This window comes from Herbaspirillum sp., from assembly GCF_017744395.1.
GTDB lineage: Bacteria > Pseudomonadota > Gammaproteobacteria > Burkholderiales > Burkholderiaceae_D > Herbaspirillum.
In genome coordinates, this window is the sequence record NZ_JAGIBI010000001.1 from 1,030,197 (window position 1) to 1,051,545 (window position 21,349).

Annotated in this window: 24 protein-coding genes; 1 reads left to right on the forward strand and 23 read right to left on the reverse strand. The window is 62.8% G+C overall.

From position 1 onward, the window contains the following. Positions 1-6: 6 nt before the first annotated feature. The 22 genes from nagZ to J7548_RS04770 form a co-directional block, all read right to left on the reverse strand. Positions 7-1,035, reverse strand: coding sequence for a beta-N-acetylhexosaminidase (gene nagZ, locus J7548_RS04665; RefSeq protein WP_290970985.1), 1,029 nt, complete (start codon positions 1,033-1,035; stop codon positions 7-9). Continuing rightward, on the reverse strand, positions 1,032-1,424 hold the full coding sequence (gene acpS, locus J7548_RS04670) for a holo-ACP synthase (RefSeq protein ID WP_290970987.1): 393 nt from the start codon (positions 1,422-1,424) through the stop codon (positions 1,032-1,034). Before acpS ends, nagZ begins: the two co-directional genes overlap by 4 nt. Then, on the reverse strand, positions 1,421-2,191 hold the full coding sequence (gene pdxJ, locus J7548_RS04675) for a pyridoxine 5'-phosphate synthase (RefSeq protein WP_290970989.1): 771 nt from the start codon (positions 2,189-2,191) through the stop codon (positions 1,421-1,423). Before pdxJ ends, acpS begins: the two co-directional genes overlap by 4 nt. 143 nt (positions 2,192-2,334) lie before the next feature. Then, a complete protein-coding gene (gene recO, locus J7548_RS04680; RefSeq protein WP_290970991.1) occupies positions 2,335-3,180 on the reverse strand; it encodes a DNA repair protein RecO in 846 nt (281 codons plus the stop codon). 48 nt (positions 3,181-3,228) lie between these two features. Further along, positions 3,229-4,155: a GTPase Era gene (gene era / locus J7548_RS04685; protein ID WP_290970994.1), complete on the reverse strand. Its 927-nt coding sequence runs from the start codon at positions 4,153-4,155 to the stop codon at positions 3,229-3,231. After that, positions 4,152-5,126 carry a ribonuclease III gene (gene rnc / locus J7548_RS04690; protein ID WP_290970997.1) on the reverse strand — a complete coding sequence of 325 codons (975 nt, stop codon included), beginning with the start codon at positions 5,124-5,126 and terminating at the stop codon, positions 4,152-4,154. The genes era and rnc overlap by 4 nt, the downstream gene beginning before the upstream one ends. A 172-nt stretch (positions 5,127-5,298) precedes the next feature. Next, the gene (lepB, locus tag J7548_RS04695; protein WP_290971000.1) at positions 5,299-6,213 is read right to left on the reverse strand and encodes a signal peptidase I; all 915 of its coding nucleotides are present in this window, start codon (positions 6,211-6,213) and stop codon (positions 5,299-5,301) included. Between the two features lie 2 nt (positions 6,214-6,215). Next, positions 6,216-8,009, reverse strand: coding sequence for a translation elongation factor 4 (lepA, locus tag J7548_RS04700; RefSeq protein ID WP_290971002.1), 1,794 nt, complete (start codon positions 8,007-8,009; stop codon positions 6,216-6,218). 234 nt (positions 8,010-8,243) lie between these two features. Further along, positions 8,244-8,528 (reverse strand): glutaredoxin family protein, encoded by a 285-nt coding sequence (locus J7548_RS04705; protein ID WP_290971007.1) that lies wholly within the window; start codon positions 8,526-8,528, stop codon positions 8,244-8,246. Between the two features lie 89 nt (positions 8,529-8,617). Beyond that, positions 8,618-10,108, reverse strand: a complete 1,491-nt coding sequence (locus J7548_RS04710; RefSeq protein ID WP_290971010.1) for a DegQ family serine endoprotease — start codon at positions 10,106-10,108, stop codon at positions 8,618-8,620. Positions 10,109-10,131: 23 nt separating this feature from the next. Further along, complete coding sequence (locus J7548_RS04715; RefSeq protein ID WP_290971012.1) at positions 10,132-11,172, reverse strand: MucB/RseB C-terminal domain-containing protein; 1,041 nt, start codon at positions 11,170-11,172, stop codon at positions 10,132-10,134. Between the two features lie 5 nt (positions 11,173-11,177). Next, positions 11,178-11,858 carry a sigma-E factor negative regulatory protein gene (locus J7548_RS04720; protein WP_290971015.1) on the reverse strand — a complete coding sequence of 227 codons (681 nt, stop codon included), beginning with the start codon at positions 11,856-11,858 and terminating at the stop codon, positions 11,178-11,180. A 78-nt stretch (positions 11,859-11,936) separates the two neighbouring features. Continuing rightward, positions 11,937-12,539 carry an RNA polymerase sigma factor RpoE gene (gene rpoE / locus J7548_RS04725; protein ID WP_050466386.1) on the reverse strand — a complete coding sequence of 201 codons (603 nt, stop codon included), beginning with the start codon at positions 12,537-12,539 and terminating at the stop codon, positions 11,937-11,939. Between the two features lie 93 nt (positions 12,540-12,632). Next, a complete protein-coding gene (locus J7548_RS04730) occupies positions 12,633-13,139 on the reverse strand; it encodes a protein YgfX (protein WP_290971022.1) in 507 nt (168 codons plus the stop codon). Between the two features lie 214 nt (positions 13,140-13,353). Further along, the gene (gene fabF / locus J7548_RS04735; protein ID WP_290971025.1) at positions 13,354-14,595 is read right to left on the reverse strand and encodes a beta-ketoacyl-ACP synthase II; all 1,242 of its coding nucleotides are present in this window, start codon (positions 14,593-14,595) and stop codon (positions 13,354-13,356) included. Between the two features lie 34 nt (positions 14,596-14,629). Further along, positions 14,630-14,869: an acyl carrier protein gene (acpP, locus tag J7548_RS04740; protein WP_006463505.1), complete on the reverse strand. Its 240-nt coding sequence runs from the start codon at positions 14,867-14,869 to the stop codon at positions 14,630-14,632. A 163-nt stretch (positions 14,870-15,032) separates the two neighbouring features. Continuing rightward, the gene (gene fabG / locus J7548_RS04745) at positions 15,033-15,788 is read right to left on the reverse strand and encodes a 3-oxoacyl-ACP reductase FabG (RefSeq protein WP_290971033.1); all 756 of its coding nucleotides are present in this window, start codon (positions 15,786-15,788) and stop codon (positions 15,033-15,035) included. Further along, positions 15,785-16,717, reverse strand: a complete 933-nt coding sequence (gene fabD / locus J7548_RS04750) for an ACP S-malonyltransferase (protein WP_290971036.1) — start codon at positions 16,715-16,717, stop codon at positions 15,785-15,787. The genes fabG and fabD overlap by 4 nt, the downstream gene beginning before the upstream one ends. A gap of 94 nt (positions 16,718-16,811) precedes the next feature. Next, positions 16,812-17,798 carry a beta-ketoacyl-ACP synthase III gene (locus J7548_RS04755; RefSeq protein ID WP_290971039.1) on the reverse strand — a complete coding sequence of 329 codons (987 nt, stop codon included), beginning with the start codon at positions 17,796-17,798 and terminating at the stop codon, positions 16,812-16,814. Between the two features lie 15 nt (positions 17,799-17,813). Continuing rightward, the gene (gene plsX / locus J7548_RS04760) at positions 17,814-18,899 is read right to left on the reverse strand and encodes a phosphate acyltransferase PlsX (RefSeq protein ID WP_290971042.1); all 1,086 of its coding nucleotides are present in this window, start codon (positions 18,897-18,899) and stop codon (positions 17,814-17,816) included. 219 nt (positions 18,900-19,118) lie between these two features. After that, a complete protein-coding gene (gene rpmF, locus J7548_RS04765; RefSeq protein WP_006463510.1) occupies positions 19,119-19,301 on the reverse strand; it encodes a 50S ribosomal protein L32 in 183 nt (60 codons plus the stop codon). Positions 19,302-19,403: 102 nt separating this feature from the next. Further along, positions 19,404-19,901 (reverse strand): YceD family protein, encoded by a 498-nt coding sequence (locus J7548_RS04770; RefSeq protein ID WP_290971620.1) that lies wholly within the window; start codon positions 19,899-19,901, stop codon positions 19,404-19,406. A 183-nt stretch (positions 19,902-20,084) separates the two neighbouring features. On the opposite strand from J7548_RS04770, the gene J7548_RS04775 reads away from it, so the two are divergent. Beyond that, positions 20,085-20,726: a Maf family nucleotide pyrophosphatase gene (locus J7548_RS04775; protein ID WP_290971059.1), complete on the forward strand. Its 642-nt coding sequence runs from the start codon at positions 20,085-20,087 to the stop codon at positions 20,724-20,726. Between the two features lie 12 nt (positions 20,727-20,738). On the opposite strand, the gene J7548_RS04780 is transcribed toward J7548_RS04775, so the two are convergent. After that, entirely contained in the window at positions 20,739-20,939 is a 201-nt protein-coding gene (locus J7548_RS04780; RefSeq protein WP_290971062.1) for a DUF1289 domain-containing protein, read from the reverse strand. Positions 20,940-21,349: the final 410 nt, after the last annotated feature.

Here is a 21,349-nt window from a genome sequence, read left to right on the forward strand (position 1 = left end):
CGGCAGTTACAGCGACAATACCAGCTCGCGCGCGGCCAGGTAGCGCGGGTCGGCCTGCAGCGCATCCCAGTCCAGGGCGGCCGATGTCGGGACCAGCGCCGCGCGGCGCGCCGTCGAGGCGGCATCGGTGCCGCCCTTGAGGCCGTTGAGGATCTGCCAGGCCTTGTCCGGCGAATTGCAGATCAGCGCGACGTCGCAGCCGGCGTCGATGGCCGCCTGCGCCGCGTCGAGCGCGCTGCCGGCGACACTGGCGCCGTGCATGCTGAGGTCGTCGCTGAAGATGACGCCCTGGAAGGCGAAGCGCTTGCGCAGCATGCCCAGCCACTTCTTCGAGAAGCCGGCGGGATGCTTGTCCACCTTCGGATAGATCACGTGCGCCGGCATCACTGCCGCCAGGCTCATGCCGAGCCAGTCGTAAGGCGTCGCATCCTCGCCGAGGATGGTGTCGAGCTCGCGCTCGTCCACGGGAATGGCCACATGCGAATCGGCTTCGACGAAACCGTGGCCGGGGAAATGCTTGCCGCAATTGGCCATGCCCGCCAGCGCCAGGCCATGGTTCAGGCTCTTGGCCAGCAGCGTGACCACGCGCGGATCGCGGTGGAAGGCGCGCGCGCCGATCACCGTGGAGACGCCATAGTCGAGGTCCAGCACCGGCGTGAACGACAGGTCGATGCCACAGGCGCGCAATTCGGAAGCCAGCACGAAGCCGGTCGCCGTGGCCAGCTTGGCGGCGTGCAGCACGTCCTTGTCCCAGGCCTCGCCCAGCTTGCCCATGGCGGGCAGGAGCGTAAAGCCGTCGGTACGGAAACGCTGTACCCGGCCGCCTTCGTGGTCGACCGCGATCAGCACGCCGGGGCGGGCACGGCGGATGGCCGCGGTCAATTCGGTCAGCTGGGTGCGGTTCTCGTAATTCCGGGTGAACAGGATGACGCCGCCGGTCAGCGGGTGCTGGATGCGCTTGATATCGTCCGCGTCCAGGCGCGTGCCGACCACGTCCAGCATGACCGGCCCCAGGGCCTTGCCTGTATTGCTCATGACTTCTCCACAATGACAAATGCGACGGCGTATTCCGCCTCGTCGGTAATCGAAACCTGGGCCGACAGGCCCTGTTGCTCCATCCACTCCTGCAGCGCGCCGCTGCACACCGCCACCGGCTTGCCGCTGGGCGCGTTCAGCACCTGCATGGCGCGCCAGGTCATGGGCATGCGCATGCCCATGCCGATGGCCTTGGAAAAGGCTTCCTTGGCGGCAAAGCGGGTGGCCAGGAAACGGATGCCACGCGCCTCGACCTTGGCCTTGCGCCGCAGGTATTTCTGCATTTCCTCCGGCCCCAGGATCTTTTCGGCGAAACGATCGCCGTGACGACCCAGCGCGGCTTGCACGCGCGAGATCTGGAGGATGTCGGTGCCGATGCCGTAGATCATGCCTTGCCAATGGCAGCCAGGCGCGCCTTGACCATGATCGCCTTCATCTCGGAAACGGCATTGCGCCAGCCGGCGAACACCGCATGCGCCACGATCGCGTGGCCGATATTGAGCTCGGCGATTTGCGGGATGGCCGCGATCGCCTGCACGTTGGTGTAGTGCAGGCCGTGGCCGGCATTGACCTTGAGGCCCTGCCTGACGCCTTCCAGCACGCTGCCCTGGATGCGTTCCAGCTCGGCCTGCTGCTCCTGCGCGCTGGTGGCGTCGGCGTAGCGGCCGGTATGCAGTTCGATCACCGGCGCGCCGGCTTCGGCGGCGGCCTTGATCTGCTGCGGATCGGGATCAATGAACAGCGAAACGCGGATGCCTTCCTGCTGCAACTGGCGAATCGCGGCTTGCACATCAGAGAAATGGCCGATCACGTCGAGGCCGCCTTCGGTGGTCACCTCGGTGCGCTTCTCCGGCACCAGGCAGACATCCTGCGGCTTAATGGCGCAGGCGAAATCGATCATCTCGCGCGTCACCGCCGCTTCCAGGTTCATACGCGTCTTGAGCAGCGGACGGATCGCCTTCACGTCGGCATCGCGGATGTGGCGACGGTCTTCGCGCAGGTGCAGCGTGATGGCGTCGGCACCGGCTTCTTCCGCTTCCAGCGCGGCCTTGATCGGATCGGGATAGGTCGTGCCGCGGGCATTGCGCAAAGTGGCGACGTGGTCGATGTTGATGCCCAGTTCAATGGATGGGCCGGCAGGCTGCAGGAAGCTCATGGCGTCTCGAATCGTGTGTGCGGGGTTCTGTGGAGGCGGCGCCTGCGCGGCGCCGGAAACCGGTGATTTTATCCATATCGGCGGGCGCCCGGTTGATCTGCCGCCAACTTTGCAGCGCTGTACGATGCAAAGTTGGCGCCGGATCAGAGCTGCATCAGGTCGATCAGGATCTGGCGCGTATTGAGCTGGGCGCCGCCGAGATGGTGGGCCAGCAGGTAACGCATCAAGAATTTGCTTTGCAGCTGGGTGGTCGGGTCGCTATAGTCTTCGCGCTCCATGTCCAGCAAGGTCTTGCCGGACACTTTCGGCGCCCGGTCGGACAGGCGCTCGGGACGGGTGCCCTGCTCCGGGTCGACCACGTACACGCCATCCGGCTGCACCGCCTTGCCGCTGACCGTGCACAGGCCCCAGTTGCCGGCCACGCCGGTCTGCTTCAACAGGATGCGTTCGAACTGGCGCAGCACGATGGGCGCATTCTCGCCGTGGGCCAGTTTGTTCAGGGTTGCCACGTAGTGGTCGAACAGCGCCGGGTGCGCATCTTCGCGCGCCAGCAGCTTGACCAGCAATTCGTTGAGGTAGAAGCCGCACAGCAGCGCCGATTTCTCCAGCGGCAGCAGGCCGCCTACCCATTCGGCTTCGGTCAGCGTGCGCACTTCGGACTTGCCGCTCCACGACAGCGAGAGCGGCTGGAAAGTCTGCAGCGCGCCGCGCAGCTTGGAATGCGGACGCTTGGCGCCCTTGGCCACCAACGCCACCCGGCCATGGTCGCGCGAGAAGACGTCGACGATCAGGCTGGTTTCCTTATACGGATAGCTGTGCAGGATGAAGCCCGGCTGCGCCTGCACCCGGTGCTCTTTTTCCGGGACGGCGCGGCTGCGCGCCGGCGCGCGCGCGGGCTTTTTGGCCTCGCTCCTGGCCGGTGCGGAAACCGCTGCGGCGGCGCCTTCGGCCTGGCCGGCAAGCTGGGATTCGGAAAGCACGGTAGTCATCGATATCCGTCCTGAATGCGTTGTGCAGCGTCCGGCGAGATGCCGGGATTACTCGTAACCGTAGGCGCGCAAGCCGGCTTCGTTGTCGGCCCAGCCGGATTTGACCTTGACCCAGATTTCCAGGTAGACCGGGCCGCCGAACAGGCGCTCCATGTCGAGCCGGGCCTGGGTCGAGATTTCCTTCAGGCGCGCGCCTTTCTGGCCGATCACCATGGCCTTGTGGTTGTCGCGCTCGACCAGGATGGCGGCGAACACGCGGCGCAGGTTGCCTTCCTGCTCGAACTTCTCGACCAGCACGGTGCTGGTGTAGGGCAGCTCTTCGCCGACGAAGCGGAACACCTTCTCGCGCACGATTTCGGAGGCCAGGAATTTCTCGCTGCGGTCGGTGATGTCGTCCTCATCGAACATCGGCGGGTTGTGCGGCAGCAGCTTGCGAATCTCCTCCTGCAAGGCGTCCAGCTGGAAGCGCTGCTTGGCCGACACCGGCACCACCGCGGCGAAATCGCGGTGCGAAGCGACCTCCTGCGCGAACGGCATCAGCGTGGCCTTGTCCTTGTTGCGGTCGGACTTGTTGAGCACCAGGATGCACGGCACGTTGGCCGGCAGCAGGTCCATCACCTGCTTGTCGGCCGGGCCGAAGGTGCCGGCCTCGATCACGAACAGGATCACGTCGGCCGCCGTCAGCGTGTTGGTGACGGTACGGTTGAGCGTCTTGTTCAAGGCATTGCTGTGGCGGGTCTGGAAGCCCGGCGTATCGACGTAGACGTATTGCGTATCGCCGATGGTCTGGATGCCGGTGATGCGGTGGCGCGTGGTCTGCGCCTTGCGCGAGGTAATGCTGACCTTGGCGCCCACCAGGACGTTCATCAAGGTCGATTTGCCGACGTTGGGACGGCCCACGATGGCGATATAGCCACAGCGGTAATCGCCCGGCGTCGATGCCGGCTCGCTGCCGGCCATTGGAGAATCTGTCATGCTGTCCTGGATTGCGTGGCAGCCGGGGCTGCCGATAGGGGTTCTGCCGGTGCCGCTTCGCTGCGGTCGCCTTTGTTGCCGGCCTGGTTGCGGACTTCCTTCGCGGCTTTTTCCTGCTTGTCAGTTTTGTCGGTCTTGTCGGCCTTTTCAACCGTCTTGTCGGCTTTTTCAGCCTTTTCCGCGCGGCCGCCCTTGGCGACTGCCGGTTCAGGGGCATCCGGCTGGATGGTGGCGATGCCGGCCAGTTTCAGTTGGGTCGTGCGCGTGCGCGGCTTGCGGGCGGCCGACGGCGTCTTGGCCAGCGCCAGCTGCACCGCTTCCAGCGCCAGCTTGGCCGCGGCCTGCTCGCCGGCACGACGGCTGCCGCCGGTGCCGAAGACCTGGATATCCAGCTTGGGCACCAGGCATTCGATTTCGAATTCCTGGTTGTGGGCGGCGCCGTGGGTGGCGATGACGTTGTATTGCGGCAGCGGGATTTTCTTCCCCTGCAGGAACTCCTGCAGCAGGGTCTTGGCGTCCTTGCCCAGCGTGCGCGGATCGACGTGGTCCAGTATCGGCAGGTACAGCGCGCGGATCACCGCGCGCGCCGCTTCGAAACCGGAATCGAGGAAGATCGCGCCGAACAGCGCTTCCAGCGTGTCGGCCAAGATCGACGGGCGGCGGAAACCACCCGACTTCAGTTCGCCCTCGCCCAGGCGCAGGAACTGCGACAGTTCGAGCCGCTGGGCGATTTCATAGAGGGATTGCTGCTTGACCAGGTTGGCGCGCAGGCGCGAGAGGTCGCCTTCATCGATCTTGTCGTAGCGGTCGAACAGCAGCGAAGCCACCACGCAGTTCAGCACCGAATCGCCAAGGAACTCCAGCCGCTCATTATGCAAGGCGCTATGGCTACGGTGCGTCAAGGCCTGCTGCAGCAAAGAAGCGTCCTTGAAGTTGTGGCCTAGCCGATGTTGCAAGAGTTGAGGATCCATTTTCTCATCCGTCATTCAGGCCGTCGACCGAGCGGCGCGCAAGGCGCTGCGCACATCGGCCCGGCCTGATCAGTCAGCGGGATCGGTTCAAAGCAAAGCTGAAACTGCTCCGGTCTGCCTCCACAATGCAAAAAATGCTCAATGGAAACTGCTTACCAGGATGCGGCCGCTGTTACTTGAAGCTGCCGATCCGCTTCAAATCGCCCAGGTTCATCCAGACGAAGAATGCTTTTCCGACAATGTTGCGGTCGGGGACAAAGCCCCAGTAACGGCTGTCCAGGCTGTTGTCGCGGTTGTCGCCCATCATGAAGTACTCGCCCTGCGGTACCGTGCAGGCAAAACCCTCGGCGTTATAGGTGCACAGCTCGTGATGCGGGAAGGCATCGGGGTTGGGCACGAAGTTGGGAGCGCGCTCATCCGTCAGGATCCTGTGCTCCACGCCGGTCAGTTTTTCCTGCCATTGCTTATAGTACGTCAGATTTTCCTCGTCCAGATAATCCGGCAGCGCTTTATAAGAAATTTCTTCACCATTGACGGTTAAGCGCTTGTTTTTATAGACTATTTTATCACCGGGCACGCCAACAACACGCTTGATGTAGTCGACCGTCATATCCTTCGGATACTTGAAGACCATGACATCGCCGCGTTGCGGATCGTTCACTTCGATGATCTTCTTGTTAATGATCGGCAGGCGGATGCCGTAGGTGTATTTGTTCACCAGGATCAGGTCGCCCACCAGCAGCGTCGGCACCATCGAGCTGGATGGAATCTTGAACGGTTCGAACAGGAAGGAACGCAGGAAGAACACCAGCGCGATCACCGGGAAGAAGCTGCCGGAATATTCGATCCATGCCGGCTGCTTGAGCAGCTTGGACTGCAGCTCGGCGCGGCTGCCGGCCACATTGCCTTCGCGCTTGATGCCTTCGGCGCTGTCGCGCGCCACGCGGGCATCGAACTCGGCCAGCGCGGCATCGGCGCGGGCGCGGCGCTGCTTGGCGAGGACGAACACATCGACAAACCAGACCACGCCGGTCACCACCATCAAGACGAACAGAATCAGTGCGAAGTTGCCCAACAATGCCTGCATGTTTATTTCTCTTCCACTTGTAAGATTGCCAGGAACGCTTCCTGCGGGATTTCCACCGATCCGACCTGCTTCATGCGCTTCTTGCCGGCCTTCTGCTTTTCCAGCAGCTTGCGTTTGCGCGAGATGTCGCCGCCGTAGCACTTGGCCAGCACGTTCTTGCGCATCGCCTTGACGTTCTCGCGCGAGATGATGGTGGCGCCGATGGCCGCCTGGATCGCCACGTCGAACATCTGGCGCGGAATCAGCTCGCGCATCTTGGCCGCCACCTGGCGGCCGCGGTGCTGGGCCGCGGCGCGGTGCACGATGATGGCCAGCGCGTCGACCTTCTCGCTGTTGATCAGCATGTCGACCTTGACCACGTCGGCGGCGCGGTATTCCTTGAACTCGTAGTCCATCGAGGCGTAGCCGCGCGAAGTCGATTTCAGGCGGTCGAAGAAGTCCAGCACGATCTCGGCCATCGGCATTTCATAGGTCAGCTGCACCTGCTTGCCGTGGTAGCTCATGTTCATCTGGATGCCGCGCTTTTGCGTGCACAGGGTGATGACAGAGCCGACGTATTCCTGCGGCATGTACAGGTTGACGGTGACGATGGGCTCGCGGATCTCGTCGATCTTGGAGACTTCCGGCATCTTCGACGGGTTGTCCACCATCAGCAGGGTGCCGTCGCGCTGCTGCACCTCGTACACCACGGTCGGCGCGGTGGTGATCAGGTCCATGTCGAACTCGCGCTCCAGGCGCTCCTGCACGATTTCCATGTGCAAGAGGCCGAGGAAGCCGCAGCGGAAGCCGAAGCCCAGCGCCTGCGAGACTTCCGGCTCGTACATCAGCGCGGCGTCGTTGAGCTTGAGCTTTTCCAGCGAGTCGCGCAGCGCGTCGTACTGGTTGGCCTCGACCGGGAACAGGCCGGCGAACACCTGCGGCTGCACTTCCTTGAAGCCGGGCAGCGGCGCCGGCGCGGGATTGCCCGCCAGGGTCACGGTATCGCCCACCTTGGCCGACTTCAGTTCCTTGATGCCGGCGATGACGAAGCCCACCTGGCCGGCGGTCAGCGCTTCGCGCGATTGCGACTTGGGCGTGAACACGCCGATGCTTTCGGTCAGGTGCTGGGCGCCGGTGGCCATGAACAGGATCTTTTCCTTGGGACGCAGGGTACCGTTGACGATACGCACCAGCATCACCACGCCGACGTAGTTGTCGAACCAGGAATCGATGATCAAGGCCTGCAGCGGCGCATCCGGATCGCCCTTCGGCGGCGGTACCTTGGCGACGATGGCTTCGAGCACATCCTCCACGCCCAGGCCGGTCTTGGCCGAGCATGGCGTGGCGTCGGAGGCGTCGATGCCGATGACTTCCTCGATCTCGCTCTTGGCGTTGTCCGGGTCGGCCGACGGCAGGTCGATCTTGTTGAGCACCGGCACCACTTCCACGCCGAGGTCCAGCGCGGTGTAGCAGTTGGCGACCGTCTGCGCTTCCACGCCCTGCGAGGCGTCCACCACCAGCAGCGCGCCTTCGCAGGCGGACAGCGAGCGGCTGACTTCATAGCTGAAGTCGACGTGGCCCGGGGTGTCGATCAGGTTGAGGTTGTAGACCTGGCCATCCTTCGCCTTGTATTGCAGGGCCGCGGTCTGCGCCTTGATGGTGATGCCGCGCTCGCGCTCGATGTCCATCGAGTCCAGCACCTGGGCTTCCATTTCGCGGTTGGAGAGGCCGCCGCACAACTGGATAATGCGATCGGCCAGCGTGGATTTGCCGTGGTCGATGTGGGCGATGATCGAGAAATTACGAATATTGTTCATTAACAGACGGGAAACGATGAAAAAAGGCGCTCAGTAGCGGGAGCAGTCCCGGCCGAGCGCCTTTGCAACAGCTTGTTCGACCCGGCATTTTACCGGATTTCAGAGGGAGAAGCCCGCTTTTCCGGCGTCGCGGTCTGCCTGCGGCCTTGCGCCATCCTCCTGAAAACTTTTCATTGCGACAATTTTTTGCCTGCGGCGAGCCTTGGACGGGTTTCAGGCGCGCCGCCCGCCGGCTCAGGCGCCGGAATCCCCGCCGGCAAGAAACGTCGCCAACCGCTGCGCATCGAGGTGATAGTGGCAAAGCCTGACCGCCGGCGCGCCGTTTCGGCTGGCGAGCAAGACCGGCACCAGCTCGTCGTATTGCTCGACCAGCGCCGCGTCGGCATCCACATCCACCATCTCTACCCCGGCCGGGATATCCCCCAGTGCCGCTATTAGGGCATCCCGCATGTCATCGCACAAATGGCAGTAGCTGCGGGAATAGATGACGAAATGCAGCGCATCGGCTTCCTTGGGCATGTCAGCATCCTTGGTACAGATCAATGTAAAAAGGCTGCGCCCCATGCGGAGCGCAGCCTTGCGCAGCCCCTACTCCAGGCCCACGGCGGTCAATTGCCGCCGTTGCCCGGGCGCAGCGGCACGAATTGCGAGGAGTCCCCGCGGCGGATCAATACCGCCGCGCGCTTCTTCGGATCGAGCTTGGCCACCAGCTGGTTGAATTGCTTGGCGTCCTTGATATCGACGTCGTTCAGGCGCTGCACCACATCGCCGGGGCGGATGCCGGCCGCCGCCGCGGCGCCGGTGGCGGACTCGACCAGCACGCCATTATCGGCCTTGAGCTCCTTCTTCTGCGCCTCGGAGAGGTTGCTGACGATCAGGCCCAGCGCGTTCGGGGTATTGTCCGGCTTGGCCTTCTTCTCGTCGGCCGGCTTGGCCTGCTTGTCGGCCTCCAGCTCGACGACGGTCACGGTGACGTCGCGCGCACTGCCCTTGCGCCAGATGTTCACGGTCGACCTGGCGCCCGGCTTGGTGGCGCCCACTAGGCGCGGCAGGTCGCTCGGGCGCTCAATGGCGGCGCCGTTGTACTTCAGGATGATGTCGCCCGCTTCCAGGCCGGCCTTGGCGGCCGGGCCGTCCGGCTCGACCCGCTGCACCAGCGCGCCTTGCGCACGCGCCAGGCCGAGCGACTCGGCCACGTCCTTGGTGACTTCGCCGATCTGCACGCCGATGCGTCCGCGCGTCACGCGGCCGCTGGCCTTCAGTTGGTCGGCCACGCGCAGCGCCTCATCGATAGGCACCGCGAACGAGATGCCCATGAAACCACCCGAGCGGCTGTAGATCTGGGAGTTGATGCCGATCACCTCGCCCTTGAGGTTGATCAGCGGGCCGCCCGAGTTGCCGGGGTTGACCGCCACGTCGGTCTGGATCAGCGGCAGGTAGTCGCCGGTGTCGCGCGCCTTGGCCGACACGATGCCGGCGGTCACGGTATTTTCCAGGCCGAACGGCGAACCGATCGCCAGCACCCATTCGCCGGCCCGGATCTTGTCGGAATCGCCCATGACCAGGCGCGGCAGGTTGCTGCCGTCGATCTTCAGCACGGCGACGTCGGTGCGGGTATCGGAACCGACGACCTTGGCCTTGAATTCACGCTTGTCGGTCAGCGTCACATAGACGTCGCTGGCGCCATCCACCACATGGGCATTGGTCAGGATGAAGCCGTCGGCGGAAATGATGAAGCCCGAACCCACGCCGCGCGGCACTTCTTCCGGCTGGTTCTGGCTGCCCTGCTTGCCGTTGCCGCGGGGCGTGCCCGGCTGCGGCTGCTGGCGCGGAATCGGAATGCCGAAGAAGCGGCGGAAAAACTCCTGCATCTCAGGGTCGTCTATGCCGCCCTGGGCCTGGCTGTTGTTGCGCACGCGCTCGGTGGTGCGGATGTTGACCACGCCGGGGCCGGTACGGTCGACAATATCGGCAAAATCGGGCAATGCCGCCACGCTGGGCGCGGCAACGGCGGGCGCCGCCGACACTGCCGTAACGGCTGCAAAAACGGATGCCGCCAGCAGCGAGCAGCCGGCGATGGTTTTCTTCAGTGAAGTCATTGCAACGTTCTCTCGTTTTCTTTTTACCTGGTTTTAAGCTCAATCGAATTCGAAACCTGGCGAATCGCGGCGGCTGGCACTTCCCCCACCACGGTCAGCCAGTAATCGCCCTGGCGCCGGCCGATGATATTCAACGCCCCTTGCTGGATTGCCCCCTCATTATGGTTCTGGCCGCCCGATTCGATGAATACGGAAATGGCAGCCAGCCCATCGGAAAACACGATCTGCGAAACCTCGCGCTCGGCCTGGTTCCGGGACGACGGCGCCCCCGCGCCTGCGGAATCGGAAATCAGCCTGCGCACTTCCTGGATCTTGCGAAACCCCGGCGGCGGCGCCACGCTCCAGGCGGACAGGTCGACCGGGCTCATCGCCGCCTTCTCGATCCGCCAGCCATGCGTATCGGGGTAGCTGGGGCGTATCCGGGCACGGTCGATCGGGCCGATCTCAATCTGGGTAAAGGAAATCTGCTCGACGACCTCGCCCTTGCCGTCCAGCGTCTGCGCCCGCAACAGCAGTCCGGAACCCTTGTCGGCCCAGAAACGGTAACCATACCGCAGCTTGTCCTTCGGCTCCAGCACAATCGCCTGGCAATCCCGGCCGGCCACCCGCTCCTCGCCGCCCATGCTCAGATTGTAATGGCCCGCGAGGTCTTCCGGATCGGCGCCCAGGATGGCGGGAAAAACGTCGCGCGTGACGCGCTTTTCGACCAATACCGTCTTGGCGTCCGGGATGTAGCAGGCGACATCGTCGTTGTTGCGGAGATATTCGCGCGGCTTGCCGTCCAGGACTTCGAGCTTTTCCAGCTCGTTCTTGCCGGCCAGGATGTGCGTGATGCGCGAAGAACGCATCTGGCTGCCCTGCTGGTAGACGAAAGTGCCCGAATAGCTGAGGCGCTGCGCCGCGGACTGGATTTTCTTCAGTTGCGCCTGGGCCGCTGCGGAAGACGCCGGCGGCACCTGCGCCGTGGCCGGTGGTGGTGGCGTACTATCCGCCGCCCGGGCGGATAGTACGAATAAAGCGGAGAGGAATGGGAGTAGCCTGAGCCAATGCCCTGTTTGCCGCATATTTGTTATTTGTCTGCGTTGACGGAGAAAGCGGCAGAACGCGCGTATTGCGCCGAGTTGTACGACGGCGAGAAGCGCTGGTGGGCGAACAGGTAATCGTCGATGCGCGGATCGCGCTTGACTTCCCCTTGCTGGGCCAGGGTACTCAACTGGGTAACGTTTTGGGCGCCATCCACCGCAGCACCGCTGGCCGACACCGTGGAAATGGCCGAGGGCACCACGATCGGCGCCGAGGCGACCTGCACCGGAGCGGCGCCCGAATCGGCGGTCACCACGGCTTGCTGCGGCATCGCCACGAATACCGCGGCCACCACCGCTGCGGCCGCGGCGGCGCCCGGCAGGAGAAAGCGGTGACGGCTGCGCGGACGGAGCGCCCGATGGTCGCCGTTGGCGGCAGGCTGCGCGGCAGTTTCAGCCGCGGGCGGCTCCGCCATGGCGACCTGGGGCGCCACGATCGCCGGTTCGGCGTCGAGCAAGGCGCTCATCCTGGCCGAAAAACCGGCGCTCAAGGAGATTCCCATGTCTTCGGAACGCAGGACATCCCCGATCTGGTGGTAAACCTCCCAGGCTTCACAGCCGTCTTGCGACGAACGCAAAGCCGCGAGGGCAATAGTCATCTCTTCGGAGCTCAGCTCGCCATCGGCAAGCGTAGAGATCCGTTCTCTGGTTGTTACTTTGGCATCCATAAGCAGTCACCCTGCAAAAATCTTAGTTCCATACCCGCTTTATTATTTTGCTTTTCATCAACAACATCGCCTGCCTTGTCACCAGCGCTTGTCCGCTGCCGTATCCAGCAACGGGCGCAACTTCTCGGCAATGGCCTCGCGCGCGCGGAAAATACGGCTGCGGACCGTGCCGATCGGACAATTCATCGCATCCGCGATCTCGTCGTAGCTCAACCCCTCGATCTCGCGCAACGTGATGGCGGTGCGTAATTCTTCCGGCAATGCCTCCATCGCCACGTTGACCGTCTGCGCAATCTGCTTGGTGGCCAACATCGACTCTGGAGTATTGATGTCCCTTAGGTGGTCCCCGTCGTCAAAAGTTTCCGCTTCTTCAGCGTCCGCTTCAGTAGAAGTTGGAGCTCGCCTTCCCAAAGTAACGAGGTAATTTTTTGCGGTATTGATGCCGATACGATAAAGCCAAGTATAGAAGGCCGAATCGCCGCGAAACTGCGGCAGCGCGCGGTAGGCCTTGATAAAGGCTTCCTGCACCACATCCTCGGCCTCGGCCTGGTCGCGCACAAGCCGCGACACCAGCCGCATCAGCTTGCGTTGATACTTGACCACCAATAGCTCGAACGCCTTCTTGTCGCCACGCTGGACGCGTTCAACAAGTAGCTGGTCTATTTCGCGTTCTGTCGTCAAACCGGATTCCTTGTTCTTTTATCGCCTTGTTTTTATGTGGCCATTGCCCACGATCAGATGATTCCGAATTGGCAATTTTCAAGCCCTGCAGCCCTATTTTTCCAGCATTTGCGCTTTGGCCGTATTGTGACTGATCAACCAGCGGCATGCCACGGACAGGGCCCTGAATGTGTCTTCGGAGACGGAGTCCGAAAGAATGGTGATGGTGCGGGTCTTGCCGTTTTCCAGGCGCAGGCGCAAAAACAGCATGCCGGGCCAGATGGTGGTGCCGGCCAGCAGTTGCGCCAGTCCGGCCTTCATCACCTGAGGCTTGGCCCGGGCGCTGCTACTGCTGATGAGATGTTCCACGACACGGATCTGGCCCGTGGCGGATATGTGCAGCCAGATGGTCTTGCGCGCGCGCAAGACGAGAAACAACGCGGTGGCGGCGGCGATGAAACAGGCTGCCGCCGAAGTGGCGCGCAGCGACCAGGAAAGCTGTCCCGGCATCGACAGGCAAACCGCGACCCCGGCCACAACCACGCACAGGCAGGCGCAAGCCATGACCAGCAGAAGCAGACGGGAAGGTTTGATATCCGCAGAGACCGCTATCGTCGACATAAGCACCTGTTCAAAGTCCCGCCGGGGCCGTCCCGATGTCCTTTCAGGCAGTCTGCGGCGTTGCAAAAGCCTGTCAGGCCATCGGCCCGGCTGCGTTTTACGCCTTGCATCCCACCGTCAATGACATTTGCCGGCTTCCGGCAACGCATCAAACAGGTTCAGACGCCATCAAAACGACAAACCCGGCTTTCGCCTGAAAGCCGGGCATAGCATTTTACATCTTGCCGATCACCAGGGTACCGTTGGTGCCGCCGAAACCGAAGGAGTTCTTCACGGCAACATCGATCTTCAGATCACGCGCCTGGTTCGCGCAGTAATCGAGATCGCATTCCGGATCCTGATTGAAGATGTTCATCGTCGGCGGGGAGACCTGGTGATGCACGGCCAGAACCGTCAGCACCGTTTCGAGACCGCCGGCGCCGCCCAGCAGGTGGCCGGTCATCGACTTGGTCGAGTTGACCACCATCTTGTAGGCGTGGTCGCCGAAAGCCGCCTTGATGGCGTCGGTCTCGTTCTTGTCGCCCAGCGGGGTCGAGGTGCCGTGCGCATTCAGGTACTGCACCTGATCCGGATTGACGCCGGCGTCGCGCAGTGCGTTGAGCACGCAGCGGCGCGGGCCGTCCAGGTTAGGCGCGGTCATGTGGTAGGCGTCGCCGCTCATGCCGAAGCCCAGCAACTCGGCATAGATCGTCGCGCCGCGGGCCTTGGCGTGCTCGTACTCTTCGAGCACCATCACGCCGGCGCCCTCGCCCAGCACGAAGCCGTCACGGTCCTTGTCCCACGGACGGGACGCGGTGGCCGGATCGTCGTTGCGGGTCGACAGCGCGCGCGCCGATGCGAAACCGCCGATGCCCAGCGGCGAAACGCTGGACTCGGCGCCGCCGGCGATCATCACGTCGGCGTCGCCGTACATGATCATGCGCGCGGATGCGCCGATGCAATGCAAACCGGTAGTGCAAGCCGTCACGATGGCCAGGTTGGGGCCCTTCATGCCGTACTTGATCGACAGGTTGCCGGAGATCATGTTGATGATCGAGGCCGGGATGAAGAACGGGCTGATGCGGCGCGGGCCGCGGTTGGTCAGCTCCGCATGGGTTTCTTCGATCAGCGGCAGGCCGCCGATGCCGGAGCCGATCATGACGCCGATGCGTTCGGCATTTTCATCCGTTACCTTCAGGCCACTATCTTCAATGGCCTGGATACCCGCGGCCATCCCGTAGTGGATGAAGGTATCCATGTGACGCGCTTCCTTGGCGGGGATGTAATCCTCGATATTGAAGCCCTTCACCTCACCGGCAAAATGCGTGGTGAATGGCGAAGCGTCAAACTTGGTGATGGTGGCGATGCCGGATTTGCCTTCCTTGATGGCAGCCCACGTGTCGGCAATATTGTTGCCGACAGGCGAGATGCATCCGAGGCCGGTAATGACTACACGACGTTCACGAGTGCGGCTCAAGCAATTCTCCTACAAACTGGGTACAAAGCCCGTATCAGGCCTTGACTTGCGACTTGGCGTAGTCGATCGCCTGTTGCACGGTGGTGATCTTCTCAGCCTGCTCGTCGGGGATTTCCATTTCGAACTCATCTTCCAGAGCCATGACCAGCTCGACGGTGTCGAGGGAGTCGGCGCCCAGGTCGTCAACGAACGACGATTCGTTCTTGATGTCGGCTTCGGCGACGCCCAGTTGCTCAGCGACGATCTTCTTAACGCGTTGTTCGATATCGGACATATTGTTCCTCCAGAGGGGTAGATAGGTTACAAAAGTGCGCGCATTTTAGCAGGTTTGCGCGGGGAAAATTTACTTTTAACTGTTCTTGGCAAGATTGCGCCAAGTCCGGCTTAACTTCAAACAAAATACGCCAAAAGGACTTAAATCAATCCCTTGACTAGGGTCAACCCATGTACATGCCGCCGTTGACGTTGAGCGTGCTGCCGGTGATGTAGCCGGCTTGCGGCGACGCCAGGAAGGCCACCGCCGCCGCCACTTCCTCCGCGGCGCCCAGGCGACCCAGCGGGATCTGCTGCAGGATCGCCGCAGCTTGCTGTTCATTCAACGCCTTGGTCATGTCGGTATCGATGAAACCGGGGGCCACGCAGTTGACGGTAATATTGCGGCTGCCGATCTCGCGCGCCAGCGCGCGGCTCATGCCCGCGACGCCGGCCTTGGCGGCGGCGTAGTTCATCTGGCCGGGATTGCCGGCCTCGCCCACCACCGAAGTGATGCTGATGATGCGGCCATGCTTGGCCTTCATCATACCGCGCAGCACCGCGCGCGACAGGCGGCCCACGGCGGTCAGGTTGGTGGCGATGACATTGTCCCACTCCTCGTCCTTCATGCGCATGGCCAGCTGGTCCTGCGTGATGCCGGCATTGTTGACCAGGATCGACAGCGAACCGTATTCCTTCTGCACCTGTTCGACAATGGCGGTGCAAGCCGCTGCATCGTTGACGTTGAGCACCAGCCCTTTACCGCACTCAGGCTGCAGGGCATTGAGATATTCGCTAATGGCCGCGGCGCCGGCCTCCGAAGTGGCGGTACCTACCACTTGGGCGCCCTGCTTCGCCAGTTCTACCGCGATGGCGCGGCCGATGCCGCGCGTTGCGCCGGTGACCAGCGCGACTTGTCCTTGCAGATTCTGTGCACTCACTTGAGCAGCTCCAATACTTTGTCCAGGGAAGCCTGGTCGACGATGGCTTCGCCGATCAGTTCGCCGTTGATACGCTTGGTCAGGCCGGTGAGCACCTTGCCCGGACCGCATTCGATGACATGGGTGACGCCTTCGGCGCCCATCTTCTGGACGGTCTCGACCCAGCGCACCGCGCTGGCCGCCTGGCGCACCAGCGCATCCTTGATGGCGGCGGGGTCGCTGACCAGCGCCACGTCGACGTTGTTGATGACCGGGATTTGCGGCGCCGCGAACGCCACGTTGGCCAGATAGGCCTGCAGGCGGTCGGAGGCCGGCTTGAGCAGCGACGAGTGGAACGGCGCCGACACCGGCAACGGCAGCGCGCGCTTGGCGCCACGCGCCTTGGCCGCTTCGCAGGCGCGTTCGACCGCCCCCTTGTGGCCGGCGATCACGACTTGCGCCGGGGCGTTGAAGTTGACGGCCTCGACCACTTCCGACTGCGCCGCTTCCGCGCAGGCGGCGCGCACGTCGTCGTCGGACAAGCCGAGGATGGCCGCCATGCCGCCCTGCCCGACCGGCACGGCTTCCTGCATGGCCTGGGCGCGGAAGCGCACCAGCGGCACCGCATCCTTGAACTGGATCACGCCGGCAGCCACCAGCGCCGAGTATTCGCCCAGGCTATGGCCGGCCACCAGCGCGGGAGCCTTGCCGCCAGCCGCCAGCCAGGCACGGTAGAACGCGACGGCGGCAGTCAGCATGACCGGCTGGGTGTTGGTGGTCAGGTCGAGGTCTTCCTTTGGGCCTTCGGCGATCAGCTTGCCCAGATCGAACTGCAGCGCGTCGGACGCTTCGGCGACGGTCTGGCGGACGACTTCATTGTCGGCGAAACCGTTGAGCATCCCGATCGCCTGCGAACCTTGGCCCGGGAAAACAAAAGCAAATTTTGTCATGCTTGGATTGGATTGAAATTGGATGAAACGGAAAACGAAACGCTGCCAATACGGCCGTCACTCGCATGACGGCCATCCCGGCAGCGCTCCAGCCTTACATGCGGGCCAGCACCGCGCCCCAGGTGAAACCGCCGCCCACGCCTTCCATCATGATGGTGTGGCCGGGCTTGATGCGGCCGTCGCGCACCGCCTGGTCCAGCGCCAGCGGAATCGACGCGGCGGAAGTATTGCCGTGGTCGCCCACGGTGACCACCATCTTTTCCAGCGGCAGGCCCAGCTTCTTGGCGGTACCCTGCATGATGCGGATATTGGCCTGGTGCGGAATCAGCCAGTCGATCTCGGAAGCGTCGACGGCCGCGGCCGCCAGCGCTTCGCGCGCAACCTTGTCCAGCACCGACACGGCCAGCTTGAACACCGCCGGGCCGTCCATATACAAGTATGCGCTGCCGGCCACCGCGCCGTTGTCGACGCTGCCCGGCACGCACAGGATATGGCCATGGCTGCCATCGGCGTGCAGCTTGGTCGCCAGCACGCCCGGCTCGTTCGAGGCGCTCATCACGATGGCGCCGGCGCCGTCGCCGAACAGGACACAGGTGGTGCGGTCCTTGAAATCGAGGATGCGCGAAAACACTTCCGCGCCGATCACCAGCACGTTCTTGTGCGCGCCGGTCTTGATGAAGCTGTCAGCCACCGACATCGCATAGACGAAGCCGCTGCACACCGCCTGCACATCCATCGCCGGCGCGCCGTTGGTGATGCCGAGCTTGCGCTGCACCACGCAGGCCGTGCTGGGGAAGCCGCCCAGGTGGTCCGGCGTCGATGTCGCCAGGATGATCAGGTCGATGTCGTTGGCCTGCATGCCGGCCGCTTCCAGCGCGCGCTGCGCGGCTGCCAGCGCGAGGTCGCTGGAGAGCTGCTCCGGTTCCGCGTAGTGGCGCGCGGAAATGCCGCTGCGCGTAACGATCCATTCGTCCGAAGTCTCGATGCCCTGCTCCGCCAGTTGCGCCGCCAGTTCGTTGTTGGTCACGCGCTTGGCGGGCAGGTAACTGCCGGTGCCGACGATTTTGCTATAAGTGGTCATACCGTTTTTGCTCTATTAGTTCGGTTGTTGCTGCGCGGCTTGCGCCAACGCAGGTTCCTCGGCCGCCCGCCCCTGTCCCTGGGGCATCAATTCCGCCATGCTCGCGCCGATGCGCGAGAGCACGTCGTACTTGGCGGCATCATACGCGCGGCGGATGGCCCATTCAAAGGCATACACATCGGCGCCGCCGTGGCTCTTGAATACCAGCCCCTTCAATCCCAGCAGGCTGGCGCCATTGTAACGGGAAGGATTGAGGCGGCGCGACAGCGCCTTGATCGCGCCATACGCGATGAGCGCGCCGAGCTTGTTGACCAGGCCCTTCTTGAATTCGGAAGTCAGCACGGTCTTGACGAAACGCCCCAGGCCTTCCGAGGCTTTCAAGGTCACATTGCCGACGAAGCCGTCGCAGACGACGAGGTCGGTGGTGCCTTCGAAAATGTCATTGCCTTCCACGTTGCCGTAGAAGTTGAGGATACCCTTCTCGTGGTCGGCCCGCAGCAATCCGGCGGTTTGCTTGACCAGCTCGTTGCCCTTGATGTCTTCCTCGCCGACATTGAGCAAGCCGACCGTCGGCCTGGACTTGCCCTCCATCACCGAGACCAGGGCCGAACCCATCAATGCAAATTGATGTAAATGCTGTGGCTCGCAATCGACGTTGGCGCCCAGGTCAAGCATATAAGTGGGGCCGTCCTTCTGGTTCGGCAGGATGGTGCAGATGGCCGGGCGATCCACGCCCGGCAGGGTCTTGAGCACATAACGGGAAACCGCCATCAGCGCCCCGGTATTGCCGGCCGACACCGCGGCCTGCACCTGGCCTTCCTTGACCAGGTTGACCGCCACGCGCATGGAAGAATCTTTCTTGCGGCGCAACGCCACCTCGATCGGGTCTTCCATCGTGACCACTTCGGAAGCATTGTGGATTTGCACGCGCGGCTCGCCGGCCAGCTTGTATTTCTTCAGCAGCGGCTGCAGCACGGCTTCCTGGCCGACCAGGACCAGTTCCGCATCGGATTGGCGGCGGAGAAAGGAGGCAGCGGCTGGGAGAGTGACTGACGGGCCGTGGTCGCCACCCATGCAGTCGATTGAAATTTTGATGGTCATCGATTTGATTCTGAGCCTTGCCAGCCCACATTATGCGGCAGATTGGGCACCATTCAAAATGACGCGCCCAGGCAGGGGCGCGATTGACGCGCCGACAAGCAGGCAGGCGTACCCGCAAATACGAATATCGCGGGCATAAAAAAGCGGCGCAAAATGAACCTCCGGGAAGGGAAGCTCATTGCGCCGCTTTTCTCCAAAAACAGCAAGCTCAATAAGAGATTACTCGTCGTTCTTGGTCTTCAGCACTTTGCGACCACGGTAGAAACCGTTGGGGCTGATGTGGTGACGCAGGTGGGTTTCACCAGTCGTCGGCTCGACAGCCAGCGGGGGTGCAGTCAGAAAGTCGTGTGCACGATGCATACCGCGCTTCGACGGGGTCTTTTTGTTCTGTTGAACGGCCATGATTACTCCTAAACCTTAAGATTGAAAATTTTAACACACCGGGTTCAGGTTTCCATCAACCCGGATGCTGCTGCCCGGCACCTGCCAGACATCCCCAAACAATTACTGCTTCAACTTCTTCAGCACCGCAAACGGGGAGGCCCGCTCAGTACCTTTGGCTTCAGCCGCCACGCCATTCCCGGGACAGGTTTCGTGCTTGGGCGCCACCGGCAGGGCCAGCAACGCTTCGTCCTCGATCAGGTTGGTCACGTCGAAAGCTGCCGAACCGACGATGACATCGATCTCGTCATCATCGAGCAGTTCCTCGATCGCATCGGCCTGCGCCTCATCTTTTGCCAGTACCAGCAGCGACTTCGAATCAATCTCGAAATGCAATGCCGTCAGGCAACGCTGACAGATCAGATTAACCGCACCCGACACTGCCAGACTAAGTTGAGCATGCCCCAGCTTGTCGATATCGCCGGCCAGAGCCCACTTTATCGTGCCGGAACGGTCAACCGTCTCTTGCGCCAGACGACCTAATTCAGCAACCGGAATCTCGCCCTGGGCCTGCTGTTTAAGCCGGCAAAACTCGAACGCGTCGATCACAAGTGCATTCATATCCAAAGCTGCCATCCGGAAAACCTGCGATAATAACAGAAAATTTCCTTACCAGTCAAAGCGTTAGCGCGCTTTCTGCGAATTTGTCGCCAAGCTGTCGCCGCGCAACGTCTTTTCCGCCGGATTTGGGCCGCAATCTTGCCGTTTCGGCCACACCGATACCCGCACAAACACATCGCCGCCATGCCGCAAGACAACACGACCACCCTGCCCACTCGCCTGATCCTCGGCTCCAGCTCAGCCTACCGCAAGGAATTGCTCGGCCGCCTCGGCCTGCCTTTCGAGACCATGGTGCCGGATATCGACGAAACCCCGCATCCCGGGGAAACGCCCGACGCCACCGCCCTGCGCCTGGCGCGCAAAAAGGCCGCGGCGGTCGCCGCCAGGGCCGGCGCGGCGCTGGTGATCGGCTCGGACCAGGTCGCCACGCTGGACGGTGAACAGATCGGCAAGCCCGGCAACCACGCCAATGCATTGAAACAATTGCAGAAAATGCGCGGCCGCCAGGTGATCTTCCATACCGCGCTGTGCCTGTGGGACGGCCGCAGGCCCGACGCCGCCTCCGCGGCCCAAGTCCGCAACGTGCAGACCCTGGTAACCTTCCGCGACCTGCCGGACGCCGAACTCGACGCCTACCTGCGCATCGAGCAGCCCTACGACTGCGCCGGCAGCGCCAAAAACGAGGGCCTGGGCATTGCCATCCTGCAAAGCATACAAAGCGACGACCCGACCGCCCTCACCGGGCTGCCGCTGATCGTGCTGTGCGATATGCTGCGCCAGGCCGGCGTCGGCTTTTTCGGCCGGCCCGCGGCGCAGCCGCGCTGAAAAACTGCCGTCTCAGTAGTTGCGGCGCGGATATCCCTGCGCCAGGATGCGCTGCCACACCACTTCACGCTCCGCCGGGTTCATGAAAACCCACTGCGCCACCTCATCGACCGTGCGGCCGCAACCGCGGCATACGTCGTCGAACGTGGTGGAGCAGACGGCCACGCAAGGCGTATCGGGCCGTTCGGGGAGGGGCGAAGGTGTCTGGGACATTGGCTGCGAGTCTGAAACGGAAAACAAAGGGCGCCGCCTGCCGGCGAGCAACCGCCATCTTACCAAGAAGCTCCTCCACCCCGCTGGCATCGCGCGATCGCTCACCGGTGCGCAAGGCAAAAAAAAAGCCCGCGAACCTGTCGGCTGCGGGCTGAATCCAATTTCTTAAGGAGGAGATTGGAGGAGACAGGTGCAACTATAGCGATCCGGCGCAACGGAGTCTGCTTTATTGTGGCAATAGCAGATATTCACCTTTCCAATAACTCGTGCCGGGCAAGCATTTCCAGCCACCCCCTCCCTAACGCAGCGCGAACGCGACCTGTCCCGATGTCATCGGCCTGGGAGGATTGCCGCCCTTGCGTTCGCAGGCGGACAGCAACAGCATCATGGCGATAGCGACAGCCAAAGCA

Excerpts from the sequence above, each read along its gene's own strand:
- nagZ (WP_290970985.1), bottom strand. The coding sequence starts at position 1,035 with ATGAGCAATACAGGCAAGGCCCTGGGGCCGGTCATGCTGGACGTGGTC.
- acpS (WP_290970987.1), bottom strand. The coding sequence starts at position 1,424 with ATGATCTACGGCATCGGCACCGACATCCTCCAGATCTCGCGCGTGCAA.
- pdxJ (WP_290970989.1), bottom strand. The coding sequence starts at position 2,191 with ATGAGCTTCCTGCAGCCTGCCGGCCCATCCATTGAACTGGGCATCAAC.
- recO (WP_290970991.1), bottom strand. The coding sequence starts at position 3,180 with ATGACTACCGTGCTTTCCGAATCCCAGCTTGCCGGCCAGGCCGAAGGC.
- era (WP_290970994.1), bottom strand. The coding sequence starts at position 4,155 with ATGACAGATTCTCCAATGGCCGGCAGCGAGCCGGCATCGACGCCGGGC.
- rnc (WP_290970997.1), bottom strand. The coding sequence starts at position 5,126 with ATGGATCCTCAACTCTTGCAACATCGGCTAGGCCACAACTTCAAGGAC.
- lepB (WP_290971000.1), bottom strand. The coding sequence starts at position 6,213 with ATGCAGGCATTGTTGGGCAACTTCGCACTGATTCTGTTCGTCTTGATG.
- lepA (WP_290971002.1), bottom strand. The coding sequence starts at position 8,009 with ATGAACAATATTCGTAATTTCTCGATCATCGCCCACATCGACCACGGC.
- J7548_RS04705 (WP_290971007.1), bottom strand. The coding sequence starts at position 8,528 with ATGCCCAAGGAAGCCGATGCGCTGCATTTCGTCATCTATTCCCGCAGC.
- J7548_RS04710 (WP_290971010.1), bottom strand. The coding sequence starts at position 10,108 with ATGACTTCACTGAAGAAAACCATCGCCGGCTGCTCGCTGCTGGCGGCA.
- J7548_RS04715 (WP_290971012.1), bottom strand. The coding sequence starts at position 11,172 with ATGCGGCAAACAGGGCATTGGCTCAGGCTACTCCCATTCCTCTCCGCT.
- J7548_RS04720 (WP_290971015.1), bottom strand. The coding sequence starts at position 11,858 with ATGGATGCCAAAGTAACAACCAGAGAACGGATCTCTACGCTTGCCGAT.
- J7548_RS04730 (WP_290971022.1), bottom strand. The coding sequence starts at position 13,139 with ATGTCGACGATAGCGGTCTCTGCGGATATCAAACCTTCCCGTCTGCTT.
- acpP (WP_006463505.1), bottom strand. The coding sequence starts at position 14,869 with ATGTCCGATATCGAACAACGCGTTAAGAAGATCGTCGCTGAGCAACTG.
- fabD (WP_290971036.1), bottom strand. The coding sequence starts at position 16,717 with ATGACAAAATTTGCTTTTGTTTTCCCGGGCCAAGGTTCGCAGGCGATC.
- J7548_RS04755 (WP_290971039.1), bottom strand. The coding sequence starts at position 17,798 with ATGACCACTTATAGCAAAATCGTCGGCACCGGCAGTTACCTGCCCGCC.
- plsX (WP_290971042.1), bottom strand. The coding sequence starts at position 18,899 with ATGACCATCAAAATTTCAATCGACTGCATGGGTGGCGACCACGGCCCG.
- rpmF (WP_006463510.1), bottom strand. The coding sequence starts at position 19,301 with ATGGCCGTTCAACAGAACAAAAAGACCCCGTCGAAGCGCGGTATGCAT.
- J7548_RS04770 (WP_290971620.1), bottom strand. The coding sequence starts at position 19,901 with ATGAATGCACTTGTGATCGACGCGTTCGAGTTTTGCCGGCTTAAACAG.
- J7548_RS04775 (WP_290971059.1), top strand. The coding sequence starts at position 20,085 with ATGCCGCAAGACAACACGACCACCCTGCCCACTCGCCTGATCCTCGGC.
- J7548_RS04780 (WP_290971062.1), bottom strand. The coding sequence starts at position 20,939 with ATGTCCCAGACACCTTCGCCCCTCCCCGAACGGCCCGATACGCCTTGC.